The sequence below is a fragment of the Flavobacterium sp. genome, from assembly GCF_965262375.1.
Classification (GTDB): domain Bacteria; phylum Bacteroidota; class Bacteroidia; order Flavobacteriales; family Flavobacteriaceae; genus Flavobacterium.
The window spans coordinates 1010094-1034997 of the sequence record NZ_OZ253527.1 but is presented as its reverse complement, the minus strand read 5'-3'; the positions used below and the strand labels follow the sequence as shown (position 1 = coordinate 1034997).

The window sequence follows — 24904 nt, the reverse complement described above, 5'->3', positions numbered from 1 at the left end:
TTTATTCATTTTTTATTCATTATTCAATTTACTATGTTTCTTACTGTACGCAAAATAAATCACAACACCTACAGCCATCCATACAAATAATCGAACCCAGTTTAACCAACCTAATCCTAAGATCATAACAAAACAAACTAGCGCACCAATCATAGGCAAAACAGGAACGAAAGGAGTTTTAAATTCACGTTTCATTTCAGGATTTGTTCTTCTTAAAACAATTACAGAAATACAAACCAAAATGAATGCAAATAAAGTACCAATACTGGTCATATCTCCAACCACATCACCTGGAACAAAGGCTGCAAACAAACCTACAATTAACAAAATTATTAAGTTAGCTTTATAAGGTGTTTTGTATTTCGGGTGTAATTCGCTAAATGCTTTTGGCAATAATCCATCATTACCCATTGAGTAAAACACACGTGATTGTCCTAAAAGCATCACTAAAATTACTGAAGAAAAACCAGCCAAAATAGCTACAGTTACAAAACTGCCTAACCATTTATAACCTGGCATGAAGTTATTGATTGCAGCAGCTACAGACGCTTCGCCACCTTCATTTCTGAAGAAATCAACATTAGCTACACCAGTCAACACGTGACCAAAAAGTACATACAAAACAGTACAAATAGCTAAGGAACCTAAAATACCAATAGGCATGTCTTTCTTAGGATTTTTTGTTTCTTGTGCCGCAGTTGAAACAGCATCAAACCCAATAAATGCGAAGAAAACAGTAGCCGCTGCACTAATTATCCCCCAAAAACCACCAAAATCATGACTAATTCCTTGCTTATCCACAAAAGTTGTAGCTTCAGGAATATAGGGTGTATGATTTACGGGATTAATGAATTGCCATCCAATTACGATTATCAAAACAACAATGGCTACTTTAACAACAACAATCAAACTGTTTACAAAAGCAGACTCCTGAGTTCCTTTAATAAGCAATAAACTTAGTGCACCAACTATAAACAAAGCAGGTAAATTAATTAAACCATGCACACCGTCTGCAGATGTTTGAAATGGCGAGTGAGACCACTCATAGGGTATGGGCGAAGTATGTAACACATTGACCAACAAATTATTTAAATATTCGCTCCATGCAATTCCTACAGTTGCAGCACCTACAGCGTATTCTAAAATAAGATCCCAACCAATAATCCAAGCTAGAAACTCTCCCATAGTAGCATACGTATAGGTATAAGCACTACCAGCAATTGGAATTGAAGAAGATAATTCAGCATAACATAAACCAGCTAAAGCACATCCTATAGCAGCTACTATAAAACCAATAGTTACTGACGGTCCAGCGCTGTTAGCAGCCGCAGCCGCTGTTCTAACAAATAACCCTGCTCCAATAATAGCACCTATTCCAAGTGCAACTAAGGTCCAAGCGGTTAAAGTTCTTTTCAGACCTTTTTCTGAATCAGAGGCTTCGGCCAATAAAAGATCAATAGATTTTCTTTTCCAAATAGACATAAAATTTTAAAGTTTGGTATTAAGCACACCAAAAATAGTTTTTTTTGTCATTAATTAACCAAAAAAATATTTTTTTATGATTTTATTTAAAAACTCAATCCATATTAAAACCAAAAACCAATACTAAAGGTATAATATAAATTCCCTGTATCTGGGGACCAACTCTGTTTAAATTCTATAGGACCAATAAGTGTTTCCATTCCATATCCAAATCCATATCCTGTATAACTAGGCTTAGTTATCCATTCGCCTGTGTCAAAAATTTTATAACCTATATTAGAAAAATTAGCCATAAAATTCAGATGATGCCTTCTAAAAAAAACATAATCCGCCGTTACACTTCCTCTAACATAACTATCACCTGTTAAACTCAAATAATCGTACCCTAAAAAAGGTTTAAAATTTCCAAATTTATGATGTCCATATCCTCCTAAAACGAAATCATTAATTCTATTAGCATTTTCACCCACTGTAAATCCTCCTTCTGACTGAACTTTCAACGAAATTTTTTTCCAAAATGTCTGTGCTATTGCCATATCTGCCATAAAAACTGAGGAGCGCTTAAAATCGTTTGAAAAATCAGTTGAGTGAAAATAACTATTCGCATCACCATGAAAATACCATCCTTTACGAGGAAAATACTTATTATCAAACGAATCAAATTTTAAGAAACCAAGGAACGAAAAATAGCTGCTTTTTTCAATAAAATTGGAATCAGTAGTATTTATAGGAGCATTAATACTAATAAATTTATGCTCTAATCCCAGACCGAATAAAAATTTTTGAGCAAAAATGGTTTGTACATACGCTCTATTATTCCAAATAATATAATCCATATTCGACTTATCTACCCCTAAAGCGTTGAAAAGCGCACCGCCTTTAAAATCAATATGACTTAATCGTGAAAAACGATCAAAATTTGACTTCAACCCAAAACTCCATCGATACCCGTTATCAATATAATAATCTAGATTAAATCGGGTATTATCGCCAAGTATCAAATCAAAAGAGCCTACATCATTTTTAAACATCAGATTCTTTTTTGTCACATTCAATAAGGCTGAAGATTTAAATAAATTATCGTAATGTACGCCCAACTTGAAATAGGTCTTTATTGGGTTTTCCTCTACTTCAATTATCAAATCATCTTTTCCATTATTTTCAACCAAACGATACTTTATATCCGAGAAATTTTGGGTAGCATTTAAATTATTAATCCCTGATTGGAGTTTTTCATAAGAAATGGTTTGATTCGCATTGAAACGTAATTTACCTAAAAAATAGGAACGTGTATAATTATCAGAGCCATCAATTCCAATCCCATTAATTTGAATATTTTCCTTTTTAGGAGCAAAGTGTACTTTATTTCCATGATCAGCCAACTGAAGCAGTTGGTCTTGAAATGGTTTACACGCTTCCTTACCACTTTGAACAATTTCCTTTCCTAATTCAAAAGAAATGACAGAATATTTTTTTATATCAGGCTTGATATACATATCTATCAAACTTTTCTTTGCTTGTAATCCTTCTAGTGTTTTAAAATTAGAAATCTGATTTAATACTCCAGTAGCGCCATTTATCTGTTGAATATTTTTCAAATCTTCTTGCACATCAACTGCTATTATAAAGTCAGCACCCATTTTTTTAACTTCTTCAACAGGAAAATTATTGGTTACTCCCCCATCAATGAAATATCTATTGCCAATTTTAACAGGAGCGTATAAAGATGGAAAAGCACCACTTGCAGAAAGACATAATGGTAAATAACCATTTTTAAAAACAACTTCTTCACCCGTTTCAACATCAGTAGCGATACACAAAAAGGGAATTTTGAGTTTATCAAAATCAGAAACGTGTCGATAATTATGTGTCAATCTGGTAATTAGATTATAATTATAAAGCCCTTTAGACAAGCCTTTGGGAACAGAAATTTTAAAATTTTGGAAAGGCAAACTTAAAGCGTAAACCTCATCATTATATTTCTCATAAAATGTCTTGTTTCCACGCGGAATCTTATCTTGTAGAATCGCTTCCGCATCGGCAGAGTTAAATATTGAGTCCAGCTCATTTGCAGTATAACCACATGCGTATAAACCTCCTATAATAGCGCCCATACTCGTGCCTCCTATATAATCAATCTTTACACCTGCCTTTTCAATTTCTTTTAACACACCAATATGGGCCAAACCCTTAGCACCACCACCACTCAACACAAGCCCAATTTTAGGACGTTTATTTACTTCCTGCGCAAAATTAACTTTGGGCAAAAGACCTACCACTAATCCTAAAAATACCCAAAAGAGACGTTTCATAAAACTGCTAAATTTTCTTATAAAATTCGTGAATTTTTTTGGCTTTTGAAAGACCTATAACGTCAGAAATTTCTTTTTCTGATGCTTCTTTAATTCTTTTAACACTTTTAAAATGTTTTAGCAACATTTCTCTAGTTTTTTCACCAATTCCGGGTATCAATTCTAGTTCTGATTGGATGGCATTTTTACTTCTTTTATCCCTATGAAAAGTAATCCCAAAACGGTGGGCTTCATTTCTTAAGTGCTGAATAATTTTTAAGGTTTCCGATTTTTTATCCAAATACAAAGGCACCGAATCGCCAGGGTAATAAATCTCTTCCAATCGTTTTGCAATACCAATAATTGCAATCTTGCCTCTTAAACCTAAATCACCTAAACTTTTTAAGGCTGAAGACAACTGTCCTTTTCCTCCATCAATAACGATGAGTTGTGGCAATGGCTCTTTTTCATCAAGCAATCTTTTATATCTTCTATAAACCACCTCTTCCATAGAAGCGAAATCATTAGGACCTTCTACCGTTTTTACATTAAAATGGCGATAATCCTTCTTACTTGGTTTCCCATCTTTAAACACTACACAAGCCGAGACAGGATTGGTTCCTTGAATATTTGAATTATCAAAACATTCGATATGACGAGGTTCGACATGCAAACGCAAATCTTTTTGCATTTGTGCCATAATTCGATTGGTGTGTCTTTCTGGATCAACAATCTTAATTTGTTTGAGTTGGTCTAAACGATAGTACTTCGCATTACGCTCTGACAAATCAAGTATTTGTTTTTTATCGCCAAGCTTCGGAATGGTTACTGTAATTTTTTCTCCCAAATCTAAGTCATAAGGCACAATAATTTCACGTGCATTCAAATGGAATCGTTCTCTAAGTTCCACTACAGCCAATTCTAATATTTCTTGATCCGTTTCTTCCAATTTCTTTTTAATCTCCATAGTATGCGAACGCACTATGGCGCCATGGGAAATTTGAAGAAAGTTTACATATGCCATCGCTTCGTCAGAAATGATGGAAAAAACATCTAAATTGGTAATTTTCGGGTTTAATATAGTGGATTTTGCCTGATAATTTTCAAGTACCGCTATTTTTTCTTTGATTTTCTGAGCCTCTTCAAATCGCAAATCGAAAGCTAAATCCTGCATGATTTTTTTAAAATCGCGTAAACTATCTTTGAAATTTCCTTTTAAAATTTCGCGAATGGCATTAACCTGATTATGATAATTCTCCTGAGTTTCGTAGGCTTCACATGGACCTTTACAATTGCCGATGTGATATTCTAAACACACTTTAAACTTACCGGAACGGATATTTGTTTGACTCAAATCGTAAGTACAAGTACGTAACGGATATAATTCTTTGATTAATTCTAAAATTGTATTTACCGTTTTAAAACTGGTATAAGGACCAAAATACTCAGAACCGTCTTTCACCATTCTTCGAGTAGGAAAAATACGCGGGAAGGCTTCATTTTTAATACAAATCCATGGATAGGTTTTATCATCTTTAAGATTGATATTGTAGCGTGGTTGCAGTTTTTTAATCAAATTATTTTCTAGCAACAATGCATCCGTTTCAGTAGGCACAACAATATGCTTGATTTCAGCAATTTTTTTAACCAATACGTTAGTCTTGCCTGATTCGTGCACTTTATTAAAATAGGACGCTACCCTTTTTTTGAGATTTTTTGCTTTTCCTACATAAAGAATTTTTCCATCTTTATCAAAATACTGATAGACGCCAGGACTATCTGGCAGGGTTTGTATTTGGAGTTCGAGAGCTATCATGGAATAGTATTGAATAAGCGCTAAAACCTCAAAAATGCTTCCTGAAGAATTAATGCTTTCACAAATTTAACGCATTTTTCTTTTTACTTTTGTACAATGAATAAAAAAGAACTACGCCAAAAATACAAAGCGCTTCGCAAGTCACTATCGTTTGATGAAATCATGAATGATAGTTTAATGATAGCTAATCATTGTTTAGATTTACCCATTTGGGAAAAGACCTACTTTCATTTGTTTTTACCTATAGAAAGCCAGAAAGAAATTAATACAGAATTTGTTTTACAAATTTTATCAGGTAGAGACAAAGAGGTAGTGGTTTCTAAATCGGATTTTGAAACTACCACGATGACGCACTACTTATTGACTGAAAACACCAAGTTTCAGAACAATGCCTACGATATTCCTGAACCTGTAGACGGTATAGAAGTTCCGACCTCTAAAATTGAAGTGGTTTTTGTGCCACTATTAACCTACGACACAAAAGGGCATCGAGTGGGGTATGGAAAAGGATTTTATGATCAGTTTTTAAACCAATGCAATCCTGAAACCATCAAAATAGGCTTATCTTATTTTGATCCAGAACAGCTTATCGATGATATTTCAGAAAATGACATTGCCTTAGATTATTGTGTGACTCCTTATGGGGTAATTCAGTTCAAAGCATCAATCTAAAGAAATCTCAATTTTACTAGAGAAGAAATTACCTTCTATAAAATTTTCATCTAAGATTAATTTCTTCTCTATCTCATTTTCAAAATATTTCTCAAAAGGCTTTTTTAATAAAACAAGTGAAAAATCAATAGTATATTTCGATTTCGGATCTAAATAAAAAATATCATCATCATTAACCACAGTTCTAACCTTATTCCAAATTAGATTGTTCTGAAAAGTCAAAATCTCGTTGGGCTCTAAAGTAATTATTTCAGATTTCAAATTCTCTTTTTTCTTTTTTTCAAACTCAATCAAAAGCTGCTCTGGACTCTTCTTACTCTCTTTTTTACCGTTTATTTCTTCAAGAATTTGAATCATCAACTTTTGCTGCTCAATTGAATTTAACTCTGGTCTAACATCGAAAACTTGTGCATTAATCAACGTGTCATTTTTATACATTTTGTAAAAAATAGTATTTGTCAATGCACTATTCAAATGATTTGATATCCTAGATCGATTCAAGAAAAACGAAAGTTTTGATTTGCTAATATTACGTATAGTATAATTAACTTTATAATTAAAAACGGTTTTAAACTCATCTTCAACTCTTAGGATGTTTTGAATTTTAAACTCTAATTTCTCTTGTGAATACCCTTTCAAGCAAGACCATATAAAAAACAAAAAAAGCCATTTTTTCATTATACCACCATCAAATTGCAACCACGAATATCAGAATGGTCAAAACGACCTAAGACTTCAAATGCATTATTAGACACCATCTTTCCTAAATCTTGAGTGGCTATAAAAGAACACGAATTTATATTTGCCAAATCAATCACATTAATCCCACCTGTTTTACCCTCAGGCAGAAGCGTTAAAGCATCTTCAGGATCACGGATTAAAATATGCATCCAAGGTGGACATTCAAAAACACCATTCCCTAGCGAATACGCTTGAGACAACAATTCAGTCATTCCATACTCGGAATGTATTACGGGAACACCAAATCCATCGCACAAAACGGCATGCAATTCCTCACGAATCATTTCCTTTCTACGGCCTTTCATCCCACCAGTTTCCATAATGATGGTATTTTTCAATTGAAATTGATGGATTTCAATCAAATCCAGCAACGCATAAGTAACACCAATTAACAACACATTTTGTCCTTCTGCATCTAATCGTATAAGTTTCTGTATCAGCTCATCGTAATTATTCAAATAAAAGCCAGATTCAGGGTTATTCGTTTGTTGAATCAAATCATCTACCATATAAATCAATGATGACCCTTCACGTTCAAGATAAGAAGGCAACAGGGCTAAGACCACATAGTCTTCAATATTTCCATAAAATTGCTTAAATGCTAAACTATAACTGTATTCATAATAGGAAAGATCAGTAACTAGATGCCTGCTCGTTGTCATTCCTGTAGTTCCACTACTTGTAAAAACGGTTTGAGCAACTAAGTCGTTACTTGTAATCTCGTGTGTTTTAAAAAATTGAATGGGTAAAAAGGGAATATCAACCAAACGTTTTACATTGGACTTATCTTTTTTTAATAATTGACAAAATTTTTGATAAACTGCATTGTTATCGTATTGAAAACGAAAGATTTTCAAGGTTAATTTTTCAAATTCTTTTTTGGAACCAATTTCAAAAATATCTTCAGTAGTGTACATCTTTCAAAAGTACATAAAAAAAAAATTCCGACCAATGCCGGAATTTTATTAACCCAATTCGTATTTACTCAACTTCGTATTCTAAAACATCGGTTTTAGTACCTTCTGTGATTTTAATTTTATAAATGCCTGGTTCAATTGTATCGATTTGAATAGGAGTTCCTACAGTCGTTTTTTTCAACACAACTTCCCCTTTAGCATTTAGAACCTCAACCGTTTTTTCAACATAATAATTTGAAACAACATAAATATGCTTTCCTAATTTTTTAGTTTTATACGTATAAATATCCAATCCCGCAATTCCCTTTTCAGGATTAGAAATAGTATGAGTAGTAGTAGCAAAAATACTTACCGAAAATAACAGAGTGAATAATAGCGTTTTCATAGTCTTTTTGTTTTTGGTTATACTTCAAAATTACTGCGTTAGTAGGATTGCATATAAAATTTTCGACAGACAGAAAACATACTCGATGAACGGTTTCATTTTAATTCTTTAGTGATTTTCACTTCACTAAAAATAGTTACCTCCAAATACCCCATTATCTTAAGAACTTCAAGTTTTAAGTGAGATTTTATTTCTAATTAAAAACAATTAACTAAACTATTGAACCTCATAATAGATTATGGCCGATTTATTATTCTCAGTAATTTTAACTAAATAATTACCTGGTTTTAGTTTACTTAGTTGTATAGGTGAACCCGTAGTATTTTTAGTATATACCACTTGCCCCTTTTGATTAATAAATTCTACCTTTTTTTCAGCATAAAAATCAGAGACAATATAAATATGTGTCCCTAATTTTTTTGTTTTATAAGTTTGGATATCCAAACCTGAAATTGCAGCATCAGTATTTGAAGGTGTACCGTTATTAGCTAAAAAGCTCACAGTAAAAAGCAGAGATAAGAATAACGTTTTCATAACTAGTAGATTTGATTTGTATTTCAAAGATACAACCGAACCAGAAGAAGAAAAGAATAGAATCGACAGCTTGTAAGTAAAATCGTTAAAAAGTAAATTCCTCGAAAAGCAAAAAAGACACTTTCCTTAATTTTAGTTAGGGTACAAAATAGAAAAGAGGCTCAAAGCCTCTTTTTACTCGTTAAATGGTAATTATATAATTATTCAACAACAACTTTTCTAGTTGCTACTCTACCTTCTTCTGTAATTTTAGCTACATAAACTCCTTTTGCTAAACCTGAAATATTTAAAGGTTGGCTAGTCACAGTTGCTTTTAAAGCTACTTTTCCTAACACATCATACATTTCTACAGTTTTAGCAGCAAAGCTATCAGAAAGAATATTTAATTCTGTAGTCGCTGGATTAGGAGAAACTCTTAAACCTGCGATATTGTCGAATTTTTCTGCCGAAAGCATAACATCATTAAAAGTGGTAGATATCTTTAAATTATCAATTGCAACTGCTGGTGTTTCAGTAGCACTATCTTGTCTTAAAAAGAATGAAACAATGCTAGTAAGATCTGCACCCGTGTGAGTATCTGTAATCAATGGACTAGCTTCATCATTAACCGTTGGGTTAATCCATAATTTTGAACTATCATCTGAAGCTCCACCTGTATTAAAAGTATATCCAACTAATACTTTATAGGTAGTCCCTAAATCATAAGAATAAGGTGTAAAGCTAGTCGCAGTTCCAGTAGCTGTTCTAACTTCTGTACCGAAAGCGAATTTTGTATTAGTTGCATCAGCAGGATCTTTCTTAATCCACAAAGTACCACCAAAAGTAGTAGCATTCTGGGTAAATCCAGCCAAATAACCACCATTTGCATCAATTACAGCTGCTAATGCTCCTGTAATTGTTAAATCGAAAGCATAATATACTGTACCTGTTGTTTGTGAAGTAACTGTTACTTGAGCATCAGTTCCTCCTGCTTCGAAAGTAACTTTACTTCCATCTAAAAGGATTTGATCCGTTGCACTAGCTGTACCTAAAACAGACCAAGGAGATGTTTGATGTAAATTACCAGCTGGATAGCTAAAAGAATCAACAAAAGGCAAAGTTTGTTGAGCATTAGTGAGAGACATAGCCAATAACGCCCCTAAAACGTAAATTTTTCTCATGTTTTTTATTATTTGGACAACAAATATATAAACAAATTTCACAAAATCATGGAGTTATGTGTGAAATTTAGGTTAAAAATAAAAAAGGCTTTCACTTCACTATAAGCTTACGTGTTACTTGCTGTTCATTTTCTCTGATTTTGATGATGTAAACCCCTGGATTAAGATTGCTAATATTTAACTCTTTTGTAGTTAACACAGTAACTAAAACTCGTTTTCCTAGCACATCAAAAATTTCAATTTCTTTAGCACCATTAGAGCGTGAGTTAATTGTAATTTTACCTGTACCTACAGGATTAGGATATATGGTTAAATTATCAAGGGGTTGCTCTTGGAGCTTACCATTCCACGAGGTTTCTCTACTTTCTTGAGCTAGAGTAGCTAAAGAAAACAGGAAAAACAAAAAAGTAATATAGAAGTATTTTTTGTGCATTGAATTGAATATGATTGTAAAGTTAACAAAAAACAAATTCTATACCAAAAAAACCGCTTAATTTCTTAAGCGGTTATATTTATGTTGAAAATAGTTATTTTATAAGGTTCAACCCATCAACTGAACTCCAGGCACCAGCCGTTAGAGTAGCTCCTGTTGTAGCGTCTGTTGTTTTATAGTTATCTATTGGAAAGCTCACTTGCACTGACCCATCTTTGAAACCAAAATTAGTAGTACCATCATTAACTTTAATATTCAAAAGTTTGATTTTACCAGTATTTACTTGGTTTGTGTTTGTTCCTGCATCCTGAATTCGTACTGCTACTGCATTTGGATTTACATAACCTGAAACTAAAACATTTTTATAAATACCATTACCTTCTTTTTTGAACTGGATAGCATCATATTCAGCTGCAGAAGACCCTCCTTCGGTTTGTGTTCCAGGCGCACGCTTTAAAGTAATACGATCAACCGTAGGATAAAAGCTATTATTTACATTTTTAGCTTCAATTTCCATACCGTAGTTACCAGTTCCTTCTTGATATGCATACCAGTCAGTATTAAATTCACCCTTCCAGCCATCTTGCCAGTCGAAAGAATCATCAAAATTTCCGTAAGATATTAAGTTTTTAGCACTTACCGTACCCCCATAAAATTCAAAACCATCATCAGCACCTTTATAAGCAACTAAGTTTTCTAAAACCGTTCCAGAACCTACTGAATAGAAAGAAAACCCATTCATTTCACTTGTATTATCTGATAATTTTTTACCTGCAAATTGCACTTGCACATATTTCATAACACCTCCATTATGAGTTGCATTGTTACCCCCATATACTGTGTTAGTCCCATCCTCAGATGTTGCAGTAGTAATTGGATTCCCATTTGCGTCTTTACCGCTCACGATAGGAGCATCCCCAAACATAACAATCCCTCCCCAAGAACCAGCAGTTTTAGATTTTTCTGTAAAAATGATAGGTTCCGCTGCTGTACCTGTAAAATTAACCTTACCACCATTTTCTACTAATACCATATCAAGACCATTTGAAATATCAGCTGTAATTACTGATCCTGCAGCTATCGTTAATGTAGCACCGCTTTTTACACGAACGGTTCCTTTTATTGTATAGTTCCCTTTTTCAAAAGTTTTGTTTGTTGTGATTTCTCCTGTAATTTCGCCTTCAACTACTGGTTTAGTGACCTGAGTAGTATCTGTATCTTCAGAACAAGAAGTTAAAATCAGGGCTAAAGTTGCAAAGCTTAAAACTAATTTTTTCATAGTGTTGTTTTTGTTATTTTTATTTGAAGCAAATGTATAATGTGGATTTTAAAATGGTGTTAAGTCATTATTATTCAATTCTTAAAGTTTTTTAAAACTATTGTAAAATAATTGCAAAGACTTAACGCGAGTTGTAAAAAGAAAAGCGCCTCAGGGGCGCTTTAATCTTAGAAAGTATAACTAACATTTAAATTAAATCCAGTTCCTCTTTTGTAACTTTCCATAAGAAGAGATGATTCATTAATGGTATTTCTGCTATTTTTGCCTAGTTCCACTTTGTATAATGGATTTAAGATATTATCCACACTAAGTTTAGCTTCTATGTTTTTAGATAATTTACTAGCCCAAATAAAGTCTAACTTATGGAATGGCTTTTCATACTTATGATCAATCCCTTGACTACCTACAGCTTGGATGCGATCGCCATATACACCATATACAAGAGTCATTGTGTTTTTTAAATCTTCTGCAAATTCAAAATCATATTTCAAATCTGCATTGATCAACCATTCTGATGCTCCTTGTAATCTACGACTTGCTTTATTTTCCATAGGATTTTGATCTAAATCAACAGAAACATTTGTTAACATTAAAGAAGTATTGAATCCCATTGAGAAATGATCAAGATATTTTGAAATTTTTTCTAATGGCAATACTGTTTCTGCTTCAATTCCTACTAAATTGGCTTCTTTTGAGTTTTGATAGGTGATTAATTGCCCACTTCCTCCTGCACTTGGAATAAAAACCGTTTCAATAGGGTTGTCAATTTTCTTTACAAATGCGCCTACAGCTATCATTTGCTTGTCACTAGGGAAAAATTCATATTTAAAATCTAAATTATAGTTTTTGCTATCTTTTAAATCTTTATTTCCTTTTACAGATGTACCATCAGGATTGATATATACTGTCGGTAAAACTTCTGCAGTCACAGGACGGGTTATGGTTTGCGAAACACTTAATCTTAAATTACTTTTTTCATTAAGTTCGTATTTTGCATTGACAGACGGTAAAATATAATTCAATTTACTATCAATTTTTCTAAAGTTATCATCAAAATTATCATTAACCAATCGGTAACTTATTTTACGCTGTGAATTTTCAATACGCAATCCTCCGTTAACTTCTAATTTTTCTCCAAAATTCAAGAATAGATTTACATAGCCAGCATTCACCATTTGTTTGAATCTATTTTTGTAATCAGGATTACTTTCTTCACGCACCGTTAAAACACCATTGTTAACATCATCTACAATGTAAGTGTCAATTGCATTTAATGGAGCTGTATAATTTTTGTTAAAAGTTCTGAAACCTGAGAAAATACGATACGTAGAATACAAACTATTATTAAACATATTGTGCCCCACCACTAGTTTATTCGATTTCCCATTTGCTTTTTCAGGAAATTTATAACTATACTCTAATAAACTAGAAGCATAATAGTTTCCTTTGATATTCAAATCCTGTCTGTTTAAATGATTTCCACCGTAAGAAGTGTTAATCAAATTATCCGCTAATTTTGTACCAATAATAAACTTACGGTCTGGCTGTTGGTAAGCTGTTTTTACATAAGAAACCCCTCCTTTTAAACTGTGGTTTCCATTTTCGGTTAATTTAACATTAGCAAATAATTGCCCATTTAAATAGTCAGACTGATCAAATTGGTTTCCTCTAATTAACACATTAGGTTCAGCAACTTGATTTGCCGTATATCCTAATTGATCTTTTATTTCGCTTTCAGTTGTTCTTAAATAAAAGGTGTTACCTGAAATTTCAAAACGGTTAGTTTTAAATTTTAACCCTAACAAAGTAGATAGGTTGGTAGCATAATTATAGGTAGTTTTAACAAAGTTATTATCATAATCACCCGAACCTAACATAAAAGTTCTTTCAACACCATTACGAATGGTATATTTATTATCTCCGTTGATAGATAAAATATAACTTAAACTAGATTTTTCAAAGTTAATTTTATCCGAATGTAAAAAACTAATACTATTGTTAATTGGGCTGGTCGTTTCTACAGTATTCCAAGAGTTATCTTTATAAGCATTCACATATTCACTTGAAGTAAGTTTCATAGCGCCAGGAACAGTGCCAAATGCTGACGACAATTCTCTGTCGTTGCCATTTAATCCAAAGAAACCTTGTGTGTTATTTGCATTTTCATGCATAATGAAAGGGGCATTGTTATTATTAGTAGTATAACCGAAACCAACACTTAATTTAGTAACTTTTTTTGGCTGCGTTGTTTCCACATTCATAGTGGCTCCTGCAAAATCACCTGGGATATTAGGGTTAAAAGTTTTATATACGTTTAAAACCCCTACAATGTCCGTGGGAAAAATATCCAAAGGGATGATTTTAGTAAAAGGTGTATTAGAAGGGACTTGTAGCTCGTTAATTAATAAATTATTATAACGATCTTCTAAACCACGCACAAAAAGACCACGCCCATCAACTTTTGTAATTCCCGTGATTTTAGTCAACCCTTCTTCTACATCACTCACCCCTTTACGAGCCATTTCTTGAGCCCCTATACTTTGTTTAATCTCTACCGCCTTTTTTTGTTCAAGCATCAAAGCCGTTTCTTTTTCTCTACTCACTGTAGCTTTAATAACCACATCCTCCATCTTTACACTACCTGACCCAATAGTTTGATTGATTTCTTTAGCTTCACCTGCAGCGATGGTAAATTTCACTTCTTTAGTTTCGTAACCTAAAAACGAAAAAACTAAAGTATGGTAACCCGCAGGAACAGCTAATTTATATTTCCCTTGAATATCAGTAGTTACGGCTATAGTAGTACCTTTTATAGCTACATTTGCAAAAGGCAAAGGCTCATTATTTAAATCCTTATCTGAAACAGTACCTGTAACAATACCCTTTTGAGCAAAAGTCATAAAGCTAAATAATAAGAATAAAAAGCTTAATTTAAATTTCATTGTGTTGTGTGTTTAAAATTTGGTGCAAAGCAAAGGCGTGTTTGTAAATTCCTAGTTAATGTCAGATTACTTTTATGTTTTTATAATGTTAGCAATATGTTACCACATTAAATTTATGTTAGGCGCGATTTTACATTCAAATAATAATTAATTTTACACTCGAACAAACATAACATGGAAATGAAAAAAAAGGATATTCGCATTCTTTTGGTGGATGATGAAATTGATATTTTAGAGATCGTAGGCTACAATCTTACCCAAGAAGGATATCAAGTTTTTACAGCCGAAAATGGTCGTAAAGCAGTAGAAAAGGCAAAAAAACATTTGCCTCACCTAATTATAATGGATGTCATGATGCCTGAAATGGACGGCATGGAAGCTTGCGAAGCGATCCGTAACATCCCAGAACTACAAAATACAGTGATTACTTTTTTAACGGCACGAAACGAAGACTATTCACAAGTTGCCGGTTTTGATGCTGGAGCAGATGATTATATTGCTAAACCTATCAAACCTAAAGTCTTAGTAAGTAAAGTAAAAGCGCTCTTACGTCGTTTTAAAGAAACTGATGTTGCAACTAACGAAAATATCAGTCTAGGTGGTATAGAAATAAACAGAGAGGAATATAAAATTTACAAGCAAGACGAAGAAATCATTTTGCCGAGAAAAGAATTTGAACTATTTTACCTTTTAGCTTCTAAACCTGGAAAAGTATTCAAGCGTGAAGAAATACTAGATAAGGTTTGGGGCAATGAAGTAGTCGTAGGGGGACGCACCATAGATGTACACATACGAAAACTAAGAGAAAAAATTGGAGAAGATTTATTCAAGACCATCAAAGGCGTAGGATATAAGTTTGAATATTAATGGGATTAAAATTAAAAAAAACCTATAAGTTTGCTGTACGATCGTCAGCTTACATCGGATTATTCGCAACAGGGTTAGTAGCAATACTAACCTCTTTGTTTTTCGAATTCTCAGGACTTTTCGTTTTCATTTTTGGTTTATCTACTACAGCTTTTTCGTTTTTCGTGTTACAATATCGTGCTGAAAAATTCATTTACAAGAGAGTAAAAAAAATCTATGATGAAATCTCATTTCTAGATGCAACTGATTTCCACAATCAAACAATAACTACCGATATGGCAACTTTGACACGTAATGTGAAAAAATTTGCCACGGATAAAAAACTAGAAATCGAAATGCTCAAAGATCGCGAGGAATACCGTCGCGAATTTTTAGGAAATGTATCTCACGAATTAAAAACTCCCTTATTCACAGTTCAAGGTTATATTTCAACTTTAATAGACGGAGCGCATAAAGATAAAATTTTAAGAAAAAAATACCTAGAACGTGCCGAGAAAGGAGTTGAACGTTTAGTCTATATCGTACAAGATTTAGACATGATTTCTAAATTAGAAATGGGCGATGTAAAACTCGAGTTAAAAACTTTTGATCTAGTTGCCTTAGCCCAAGAAGTCATGGATCTTTTAGAAATGAAAGCTAATGCCAAAGAAATCGATTTAAATTTTGATCAAAAGTACTTCAAACCTATAATGGTTAAAGCCGACTACCAAAAAATACAGCAAGTAATGCTTAATTTAGTAGTGAATTCCATAAAATACGGAAAAGAAAAAGGATCTACAGAAATTATTTTTAGAAATTTAGAGAACAACAAAATACTCGTTCGGGTAATTGATAATGGTGAAGGAATTGAAAAGCATAACATACCTCGACTTTTTGAACGCTTTTTCCGGGTAGATAAAAGTGGTTCACGCTCTGAAGGAGGATCAGGACTTGGTCTAGCTATTGTAAAACATATAATTGAAGCCCATCACCAAAAAATATTTGTCAAAAGTACTTTCAAAAAAGGGTCTGAGTTCTCTTTTACACTTGATAAAGCATAAATTTTAAAGCTATTCACCATCTTTGAATAGCTTTTTTTGACAATTGAATGTTAAGAAATTGTAAAGTTATTGTTTTATAATTGTAAATTTAAATAAACTTTTATACATTTAGATATAGAAAATGTGTAACCTTTTAAATTTACGGACCATGAAAAAGATAGTATTACTTGTTGCAGTTTTAATCACTGGTAGCTTGACAGCACAAACTATAGAACCAAAATTTGAAATTGAAGGGAACTTAGTAAAAGCAACGTATTATTACGACAATGGAATGGTCAAAGAAACGGGCTATTACAACGACGGAAAGGTAGATGGAAAATGGTATTCTTATAAAGAAGATGGTACACTAAAAATGTCGGGGGAATACAAAAAGGGAATCAAAACAGGTCAGTGGTCAGTAACTGAAGAAAACGATTTGAAAAAAATTGCTTTTTTAAACAATAAAATCCAAAGCGTGAATAGTCAACTTACTCACCACAAAAAATAAATTCATCTTACCTATTTATAACAATAAAGTTAATCTTAGCTCCTAAGGTTAACTTTTTTATTATAACACATTCACTTAATAAAAACCAACAAAAACCAACAAAAATTACAAATAAATCAAAAAAAACAAAAATTAAATACAACATTTTAATAATATTTCAAAAACAACTACTTGATTAACCCAACGTTAAAAACCTCACTTTTATATTAAGCCTCCATTATTCAGCCTATTCAAACGTGTAATGTTAACATATACAACCTCCTATTTACCAGATATTTACCTAAAAAACAAACAAATTATTTTAAAACACCTCTACCTACTTAACACTAAGTTAACATAGTCTTGAAGTTTTAATAATATTCGAATAACAACAACTTAACAAAATAAATACACTTTTGCACTCGAAACACACAACAGCATTGAAATGAAAAAAATTATTGTAAAGTTCCTAATAGTAGTATTCTCAATTTCAAGTTTATCTGCGCAAGAAATAGATAAAAAAGTATTAAAAAAGGAGCTTATGACTTTGTTAGATTCAATTAACAAAGCTAAGGAGGATAAATCGAAAGAAAAAGGACACTCTTGGTTTGATAAAATCTCTATCCGTGGTTATGCACAAGTAAGATATAACGGATTATTTTCTACAAATGATAAAGTAAGTTGTGATCAGTGTGATAAATCTTGGGGTACAACTTCAACAGAAGCTGATGCTAAATCTAATAATGGTTTTTTTATTAGACGCACGAGGGTTATCTTTTCTGGTCAAGTACATCCTAATGTTTATTTTTATATTCAACCTGATTTTGCGAGTTCACCTGCAAGTGGGGTACTTAATTTTGGACAATTGAGAGATGCTTATTTTGATGTATCTATTGATAAGAAAAGAGAATATAGATTCAGAATTGGTCAAAGTAAAATTCCATATGGATTTGAGAATTTACAGTCAAGTCAAAATCGTCTTACTTTAGATCGAAATGACGCTATTAATAGTGCTGCAGCTAATGAGCGTGATTTAGGAGTTTTCTTTTACTGGGCACCAGAAAAGGTAAGGGAGCGTTTTGCTATGCTGGTTAAAGATAATTTAAAAGGATCTGGAGATTATGGAGTTTTTGGTTTTGGTGCTTACAATGGTCAAACCGCAAATAAAGTTGAGTCAAATAGAAATTTACACGTTATTTCTAGAGTAAGTTATCCTTTTTTAATAGGTAAACAAATATTTGAACCAGGTATTCAAGCTTATACAGGTAGATGGGCTATGACTTCCGAAGTTTCTAGTGGAGTTAAGATTGATAATAAAACAGGTATATTTGATCAACGAGTAGCGGTTAGTGCAGTATTATATCCTAAACCATTTGGTATTCAGGCGGAGTACAACATTGGTAAAGGACCACGTTATGATAAATTAACAAATAGTATCAATACAACAGCTCATTTAGAGGGTGGATATGTTACTTTAAATTACAAATATGATATTTCAAAGGATCATGTGATTTTCCCTTTTGCTAAGTTTCAATACTATGATGGGGGCAAAAAGTTTGAAAAAGATGCTAGAAGTTATATAGTTAGAGATTATGAATTTGGTATAGAATGGCAACCATTCAAAGCTTTTGAGCTAGTTGCTGAATGGGTAGTTTCTGACAGAACTTTTGAAGATAGTGCATTAAGAAACAATCGCCAACAAGGTAATTTATTACGCTTACAAGCACAGCTTAATTTTTAATAAAAAAAAGCTAAATATTTAATACCTATAAAGCAAAGCCAGTTGATAACTGGCTTTTTGTTGTTACAATTTTATTCTTCATAAAGTTTTTTTTTGCAATTCAGAAATTTTCAAAACAAAAAGCTAAACAATTAACAATGAAAAGCATATATTAATTTGTCCGCGTATTTTTTTTAAATATAATAAAACGGATAACATTTTCTTTACATACCTATTTATGGCTTAATATTAAAGTAACGTAAAATTGAACTTAACATAAGAACTTCTTAACAATCAATTCACCTTGCTGGATCATTTTTGCAGAGCGTTAAAATACTTTTAATGTTTTATAAAAATTATTATAATATGAAAATCACTTTAAAGAAGTCATTAGAAAGTTTAGTAGTTGTATTAGCGATAATGCCATTTTTGTTTTCGTTTATGGTTAATGGAAAAATTACCATAAAAGGGTCTGATACTATGGTTATCATGTCTCAACGTTGGGCAGAAGCTTTTATGAAGAAAAATCCAGCGATTACAGTACAGGTAACAGGTGGAGGTTCTGGTGTAGGTTTAGCAGCATTAGTGAATGGTTCTACAGATATTGCTAATTCAAGCCGACCTATTAAACCCGCAGAGTTAGCAAAAATTAAACAAAAATTTGGTAGCAATGTTGTTGAAATACCTTGCGCTAAAGATGGTTTATCAGTATTTTTAAATAAAACGAATCCTGTAAGTGAATTATCAATTCCTCAATTAAGTCAAATTTTCTCTGGAAAAATCACAAACTGGAAAGAAGTTGGTGGGCCTGATGCAACGATTAAATTATACGGTAGAGAGAGTAGTTCAGGAACTTTTGAATTCTTTAAAGAACATGTGGTGGGAACTGATTTTGCAGTAAGTTGTAATACGCTACCAGGTACTGCAGCCATTGTAAATGCAGTAAAAAAAGATAAATATGGTATTGGTTACGGTGGTGCCGCTTTTGATGAAGGTGTGAAAGACTGTAAAGTTAAAAAAGATGCTAAATCAAAAGGATATTTGCCAACATTGCAAAACATCAATGCAAAGAAATATCCAATTGCAAGATATTTATATATGTATGTAAAAACGAAACCTACAGGGAATTTGAAAAAATTTGTGGACTGGACGTTAAGTGCAGAAGGGCAAAAAATTTGTGCTGAAGTAGGTTATTTCCCTGTAAAGAAATAATTGCTTATCGGTAATTGTAATTTAGAAAACAACCCAAATGGAAAACACATTTACTCCCGAAAACCTGAAGAAGCAATTCAGGCTTTCGGAGTTCTTAGCCGAAAAAATTATTTCTTCAATAGCATATTTATCTATTGCAATCATTTTATTGATTTTCTTTTTCGTTTTTAGAGAATCTTTACCCATTTTTTCTGCGAAACCAGAGGTTAAAACTGAACAGTCTGCCACCACAGATGTTGCTAAGCCTGAAGCTTACAGTTCTGAAGAAGCTGAATCATTAGTGCCAGAAACCTATGGCGAAGCGACTGAAAACTTAACAGAGAGTGATACTGATGCACCTGAGAGCTATGGTGGTGTCGAAAAGGAGGATTTAACGGAAACCGAAGAGAAAAATTCGCTAGAGCCTGAAAGCTACGGTGGTGTAACAACAGAATCCTTAGTAGAAACAGATAGTGAAAACGTGAATGCTAATAATCTAGATACTGCAACGACTACTAAAAACCCTTTTGCTACTTTTTTAGGAACGCAGTGGGTTCCGGTGTCGGATAATCCTCGTTATGGCTTAATCCCTCTGTTTATCGGCACGCTTAAAGTAACTATCATTTCTATTTTATTTGCTGCTCCCATAGCCATTTTAGCAGCTTTGTATACTTCTACTTTTGCATCAAAAAGAAGAAAAGAATATATCAAACCTATCATTGAATTACTAGCAGCATTCCCATCAGTAGTAATTGGTTTTTTTGCTTTAATGGTTCTAGCATCATTTGTGCAAACTATTTTTGGAAATGAAACGCGATTGAATTCTTTTGTAGGAGGTATCGCCATGGCTTTAGCGGCTATTCCAATTATTTACACCATTACAGAAGACGCTTTGTCCTCTGTTCCCAAAACGTATACAGAGGCAAGTTTAGCGCTTGGTGCAAGCAAATGGCAAACCGCGTTCTTTGTGGTTTTACCAGCTGCTGTTCCTGGAATATTTGCAGCCATCTTATTAGGAATAGGAAGAGTTTTTGGGGAAACGATGATTGCATTGATGGCAACAGGAAATGCAGCCATCAATTCCTTAAACCCAATGGATAGTGTACGTACGTTTGCAGCTACTATTGGGTCAGAAATGGCTGAAACCGTATTTGGCGACACACATTATAGTGTTTTGTTTTTTATCGGGTCAGTATTGTTTATTTTCTCTTTTGGATTAAATGCATTGGCTGAGTTTTATGTAAAAGGACGTTTGATTAAGAAAATTCAAGGAAAGTAAGTATGGAAGCATCTTTTGAAAACACAGTAACAGAGGAGCGAGTAGTAAATTCTACTTTCTTTGATAAAACCGATACCTCAACCATTCGCAAAGGTAAAATGATTGAAGGCGTTACTTTAGCAGCCGTAATTTTGATTGTTTTAGTAATTGCCATTATTCTTGGAATTATTGTTTACAACGGTTGGAGCACTTTTTCATGGGAATTTATATCTAGTTTCCCTACCGATGGGATGACTAAAGGAGGTATTTTTCCTGCCATTATGGGAACATTCATCTTAGTCGTTTTAATGTCATTGGCAGCCGTCCCCTTTGGTACCATTACGGCATTGTATTTAACAGAGTATGCACGTGAGAATTCCAAGATAGCTGCTGCTGTTCGTTTTTCTATACGAACCTTGGCGGTGGTGCCTTCCATCATCTTTGGATTATTTGGTTTAGGTTTTTTCGTACATTTTATGGGTGGCGGTATGGATAATGTTTTTAACGGAGGGCAACTTCGTTGGGGGCAACCTAATATACTATGGGCAAGTTTAACCATGGGTTTATTAACCTTACCAGTAATTATTGTTTCGGTTGAAGAAGCTTTAAAAACTGTGCCCAGAGAACTGCGTGAAGCAAGTTTAGCCTTAGGAGCTACCAAGTGGCAAACCATTTGGAAAGTTGTATTACCAGAAGCTATTTCGGGGATTATGACAGGTACCATCCTAGCGGTGAGTCGTGGGGCAGGTGAGGTAGCACCCATACTATTTACAGGGGCAGCTTATTATTTAGCCACACTACCATCGTCATTGAGTGACCAGTTCATGAATTTAGGGTATCATGTGTATATTATGTCAACGCAATCAGCCGATGTAGAAGGGACTATGCCTATTCAATTTGCAACGACTTTGGTTTTATTATTATTAACCATTTCGTTAAATATCGTTGCGGTTGTCATTCGTTCACGAATAAGAAGTAAGAAAAATTAATTGATTAGTCAGCATAAGATGAAAGACGTTAAAATAGAAGTTAATAATTTGTCCTTATATTATGGAGAAAAGCAGGCTTTAAAAGATATTAACCTGCAAATTCCTAGAAATAAAGTTACCGCATTGATTGGACCTTCGGGTTGTGGAAAGTCAACCTTTCTACGTAGTATCAACCGTATGAACGATTTGATTCCAAGTGTTCGAATTACAGGAGAAATGCTTGTAGAAGGCGTAGATATTTATGATAAAAATGTGGATGTGGTAAATATTAGAAAACGAATTGGAATGGTTTTTCAAAAGTCAAATCCTTTTCCAAAATCGATTTATGAAAATATTGCCTACGGACCAAAAATCAATGGGATAAAAAGTAAATCTGAATTAGACGAAATCGTAGAACGTTCGTTACGTCAGGCTGCAATTTGGGACGAAGTAAAAGACCGTTTAGATGATTCAGCTTTAGGTTTGTCTGGAGGACAACAACAACGTTTGTGTATTGCTAGAACTTTAGCAGTGAGTCCTGATATTATCTTGATGGATGAGCCTGCGAGTGCATTAGACCCTATCTCTACTTCAAAAATTGAAGAATTGGTACACGAGTTGAAAGATAACTATACAATCATCATTGTGACTCACAGCATGCAACAAGCGGCACGTACCAGCGATTATACGGCGTTTTTCTATTTGGGAGAATTGATTGAAATGGGTAAAACCAAAAACATATTTACCAAACCTGAAAAGAAACAAACCGAAGATTATATCACAGGTCGTTTTGGTTAATTGATTTACAAAATTTTACAAACTATGATTTTAGAAACCGAAATAACAAAATTAAGAAACGCCATTATCAAAATTATCAACTTAGCCGAAAACCAAGTGGTTGAAGCTATGAATGTTATGGCTGTTGATGCTGATAAAAAAGCTAAAGGGGTTAAAAAAGTAGAAAACAAAATTGACAAACTTGATGTTAAAATCGATGAAATTTGTCAAAATATTTTCGCTCTACAACAACCCGTAGCTTCAGACCTTCGTTTCATTATGAGTGCTATGCAAATAAGCAATGAGGCGGAACGTATTGGTGACTTATCGTTAAGCATCATTAAAAAGGCTAAAACCGTTAAGGAGCAACCTCAATTGTTAGAAAAATTCAATATTGACAAACTAACTGAAGATGTAAAAGCGACTGCTTACAAAACTTTAGAAGCGTTTGAAAACTTGAATGAGGAAAACATCAATGAAGTATTTGCATTGAACAAAAAAGTAAGACATACTACTGAAGAGTTAATTCAAGATATCATTTCAGAAATGCAAAATAATACCACCTATGTGGTGGCTGGCACACACCTTGTCATGACGTTGAAACACATCGACCGCATTACAAGTCACTGTGCTAATATCGTCGAATCAGTTTATTTTATGATAAATGCCAAAATCATAAAAAACGATAAAAACTGATTTATCAATTTAATTTCACACTTGTAAAGCCGGTTTCTGCCGGCTTTATTATTTTTGGAAAATCGTTAATGTACTAGAAGCTTTTAAATTGGTTATTTAAGACTCTGACCTAACTCTAGACCTAACAGGTTTTTGAAACCTGTTAGGTCTTAAACGGAAAAAGTAAACTTCTTTGAAACTTTAATTTCTTAATCAAAAACCGAAAACAATTTCTTCCAATCTGTTTCGTTTTCAATTTTAGGCAAACCGGTATAATTTTTAATATGCTCTAATTTACCCAAAGTGAACTCCTCCTGTGTACACGTTGGTGCAATACCCATTTTCGCATACAAATCGGCTAAATACACTTGTTCAAATTGTCCAGGAGTAGGAATGAAAAAAGCTTTCTTTTCTAAAAATGCCAAGTCCATCACCGTGGTATAACCAGAACGGCATAGAACTTCTTTGCTTTCATTAAATGCGGTTGCTAATTGGTCAGCATTCATAAAATTATAAAACGTAAAAGGAGGTTGTACTGTTGTCGTTTGTTCCGCTTCAATTTTTCCTTTGACAAAAAGAATATTCCCTTGAAAAGGCTGAAGTTCCGCTATAAGTTTTTCTTCTAAAAAAGTACGTTGAGGCTCAGGACCAGAGAGAATCACCATCAGTTCGTAGCGGATAGGTAAGTCTATTTTTCTTAAACGACTTAAAGGACCTATGTATTCCACATTGGGTAATTTCTTTTTCAAATGGCCTAATGCGCCCGATAAATTCACCGAACCTTCTAAGTCGGGTACCCAACACGCTCTGTATTTTTTAATAATTTGACGATGCATCCATGAACTTAAACGAGTGGCAATTCCCGTCATAACTTGCAATTGATGTGTAATAAACACGCTAGGCACTTTGGAAGAAAAAATACCTAATCGATTATCTGAAATAACCCCGTCTATTTGATGCTCCTTAACAATTTTTTGAATGGCACGCCTTTCGGAAAAGATAGCATAAATCATTTTGTGTCCGTTAGAGAGAATTTTCCAAAGAAAATACTTTCCATTTTTGGGATACACTATGTGATAAGAAGGCAAATGAATATGTTTTAAATCAGGAAATTCCTTTTTTAACAAGTCTAACGCTACGCCATCTGAAGCTATTAGGGGCTCAAAACCTTCGGCTAAAAGCGCACGAATAATAGGGATGCAGCGTGTAGCATGCCCTAAACCCCAATTTAGTGGAGCAACTACTATTTTTTTCTTGTTTTTCAAAAGTGATGCGTATTGAAAGTCAAGG

General features: G+C 33.3%; 22 protein-coding genes. 10 read left to right on the top strand and 12 right to left on the bottom strand.

The features are described 5' to 3' along the window. Positions 1 to 12: 12 nt before the first annotated feature. The 3 genes from ACQY29_RS04830 to uvrC all read right to left on the bottom strand — a co-directional run bounded on the left by ACQY29_RS04830 (position 13) and on the right by uvrC (position 5589). A complete protein-coding gene (locus ACQY29_RS04830; RefSeq protein ID WP_428224115.1) occupies positions 13 to 1482 on the bottom strand; it encodes an amino acid permease in 1470 nt (489 codons plus the stop codon). A gap of 104 nt (positions 1483 to 1586) precedes the next feature. Further along, positions 1587 to 3794: a patatin-like phospholipase family protein gene (locus tag ACQY29_RS04825; protein WP_428224114.1), complete on the bottom strand. Its 2208-nt coding sequence runs from the start codon at positions 3792 to 3794 to the stop codon at positions 1587 to 1589. 7 nt (positions 3795 to 3801) lie between these two features. Then, the gene (uvrC, locus tag ACQY29_RS04820) at positions 3802 to 5589 is read right to left on the bottom strand and encodes an excinuclease ABC subunit UvrC (protein WP_428224113.1); all 1788 of its coding nucleotides are present in this window, start codon (positions 5587 to 5589) and stop codon (positions 3802 to 3804) included. 96 nt (positions 5590 to 5685) lie between these two features. Here uvrC and ACQY29_RS04815 point away from each other — a divergent pair, with 96 nt between their 5' ends. After that, complete coding sequence (locus ACQY29_RS04815; protein ID WP_428224112.1) at positions 5686 to 6261, top strand: 5-formyltetrahydrofolate cyclo-ligase; 576 nt, start codon at positions 5686 to 5688, stop codon at positions 6259 to 6261. On the opposite strand, the gene ACQY29_RS04810 is transcribed toward ACQY29_RS04815, so the two are convergent. From ACQY29_RS04810 to ACQY29_RS04775, 8 genes are all read right to left on the bottom strand, one after another. Then, a complete protein-coding gene (locus ACQY29_RS04810) occupies positions 6253 to 6939 on the bottom strand; it encodes a hypothetical protein (protein ID WP_428224111.1) in 687 nt (228 codons plus the stop codon). The genes ACQY29_RS04815 and ACQY29_RS04810 overlap by 9 nt on opposite strands. Continuing rightward, complete coding sequence (locus tag ACQY29_RS04805) at positions 6939 to 7919, bottom strand: acyl transferase (protein ID WP_428224110.1); 981 nt, start codon at positions 7917 to 7919, stop codon at positions 6939 to 6941. The genes ACQY29_RS04810 and ACQY29_RS04805 overlap by 1 nt, the downstream gene beginning before the upstream one ends. Before the next feature lie 64 nt (positions 7920 to 7983). Then, positions 7984 to 8304 (bottom strand): hypothetical protein, encoded by a 321-nt coding sequence (locus ACQY29_RS04800; RefSeq protein ID WP_428224109.1) that lies wholly within the window; start codon positions 8302 to 8304, stop codon positions 7984 to 7986. Between the two features lie 216 nt (positions 8305 to 8520). After that, the gene (locus ACQY29_RS04795; RefSeq protein WP_428224108.1) at positions 8521 to 8838 is read right to left on the bottom strand and encodes a T9SS type A sorting domain-containing protein; all 318 of its coding nucleotides are present in this window, start codon (positions 8836 to 8838) and stop codon (positions 8521 to 8523) included. A 200-nt stretch (positions 8839 to 9038) separates the two neighbouring features. Further along, positions 9039 to 9998, bottom strand: coding sequence for a T9SS type A sorting domain-containing protein (locus ACQY29_RS04790; RefSeq protein WP_428224107.1), 960 nt, complete (start codon positions 9996 to 9998; stop codon positions 9039 to 9041). Between the two features lie 91 nt (positions 9999 to 10089). Continuing rightward, positions 10090 to 10431 (bottom strand): T9SS type A sorting domain-containing protein, encoded by a 342-nt coding sequence (locus ACQY29_RS04785; protein ID WP_428224106.1) that lies wholly within the window; start codon positions 10429 to 10431, stop codon positions 10090 to 10092. Positions 10432 to 10525: 94 nt separating this feature from the next. Next, on the bottom strand, positions 10526 to 11710 hold the full coding sequence (locus tag ACQY29_RS04780; RefSeq protein ID WP_428224105.1) for a hypothetical protein: 1185 nt from the start codon (positions 11708 to 11710) through the stop codon (positions 10526 to 10528). Between the two features lie 167 nt (positions 11711 to 11877). Further along, positions 11878 to 14652, bottom strand: a complete 2775-nt coding sequence (locus tag ACQY29_RS04775) for a TonB-dependent receptor domain-containing protein (RefSeq protein WP_428224104.1) — start codon at positions 14650 to 14652, stop codon at positions 11878 to 11880. A gap of 180 nt (positions 14653 to 14832) precedes the next feature. On the opposite strand from ACQY29_RS04775, the gene ACQY29_RS04770 reads away from it, so the two are divergent. From ACQY29_RS04770 to phoU, 9 genes are all read left to right on the top strand, one after another. After that, a complete protein-coding gene (locus tag ACQY29_RS04770; RefSeq protein ID WP_428224103.1) occupies positions 14833 to 15519 on the top strand; it encodes a response regulator transcription factor in 687 nt (228 codons plus the stop codon). After that, complete coding sequence (locus ACQY29_RS04765) at positions 15519 to 16559, top strand: sensor histidine kinase (RefSeq protein ID WP_428224102.1); 1041 nt, start codon at positions 15519 to 15521, stop codon at positions 16557 to 16559. Before ACQY29_RS04770 ends, ACQY29_RS04765 begins: the two co-directional genes overlap by 1 nt. Before the next feature lie 148 nt (positions 16560 to 16707). Further along, positions 16708 to 17046, top strand: coding sequence for a toxin-antitoxin system YwqK family antitoxin (locus ACQY29_RS04760; RefSeq protein WP_428224101.1), 339 nt, complete (start codon positions 16708 to 16710; stop codon positions 17044 to 17046). Between the two features lie 424 nt (positions 17047 to 17470). Continuing rightward, complete coding sequence (locus ACQY29_RS04755) at positions 17471 to 18766, top strand: porin (protein ID WP_428224100.1); 1296 nt, start codon at positions 17471 to 17473, stop codon at positions 18764 to 18766. A gap of 345 nt (positions 18767 to 19111) precedes the next feature. Beyond that, a complete protein-coding gene (locus ACQY29_RS04750) occupies positions 19112 to 19957 on the top strand; it encodes a PstS family phosphate ABC transporter substrate-binding protein (RefSeq protein WP_428224099.1) in 846 nt (281 codons plus the stop codon). Between the two features lie 37 nt (positions 19958 to 19994). After that, the gene (gene pstC, locus ACQY29_RS04745) at positions 19995 to 21215 is read left to right on the top strand and encodes a phosphate ABC transporter permease subunit PstC (RefSeq protein ID WP_428224098.1); all 1221 of its coding nucleotides are present in this window, start codon (positions 19995 to 19997) and stop codon (positions 21213 to 21215) included. A 2-nt stretch (positions 21216 to 21217) separates the two neighbouring features. Next, entirely contained in the window at positions 21218 to 22183 is a 966-nt protein-coding gene (gene pstA, locus ACQY29_RS04740) for a phosphate ABC transporter permease PstA (RefSeq protein ID WP_428224097.1), read from the top strand. Between the two features lie 18 nt (positions 22184 to 22201). Then, positions 22202 to 22960 (top strand): phosphate ABC transporter ATP-binding protein PstB, encoded by a 759-nt coding sequence (gene pstB / locus ACQY29_RS04735; protein WP_428224096.1) that lies wholly within the window; start codon positions 22202 to 22204, stop codon positions 22958 to 22960. Between the two features lie 24 nt (positions 22961 to 22984). Then, on the top strand, positions 22985 to 23635 hold the full coding sequence (phoU, locus tag ACQY29_RS04730) for a phosphate signaling complex protein PhoU (protein WP_428224095.1): 651 nt from the start codon (positions 22985 to 22987) through the stop codon (positions 23633 to 23635). Positions 23636 to 23823: 188 nt separating this feature from the next. Here the strand turns inward: phoU and ACQY29_RS04725 are convergent, their stop codons facing one another. Then, a complete protein-coding gene (locus tag ACQY29_RS04725) occupies positions 23824 to 24879 on the bottom strand; it encodes a glycosyltransferase (RefSeq protein WP_428224094.1) in 1056 nt (351 codons plus the stop codon). Positions 24880 to 24904: the final 25 nt, after the last annotated feature.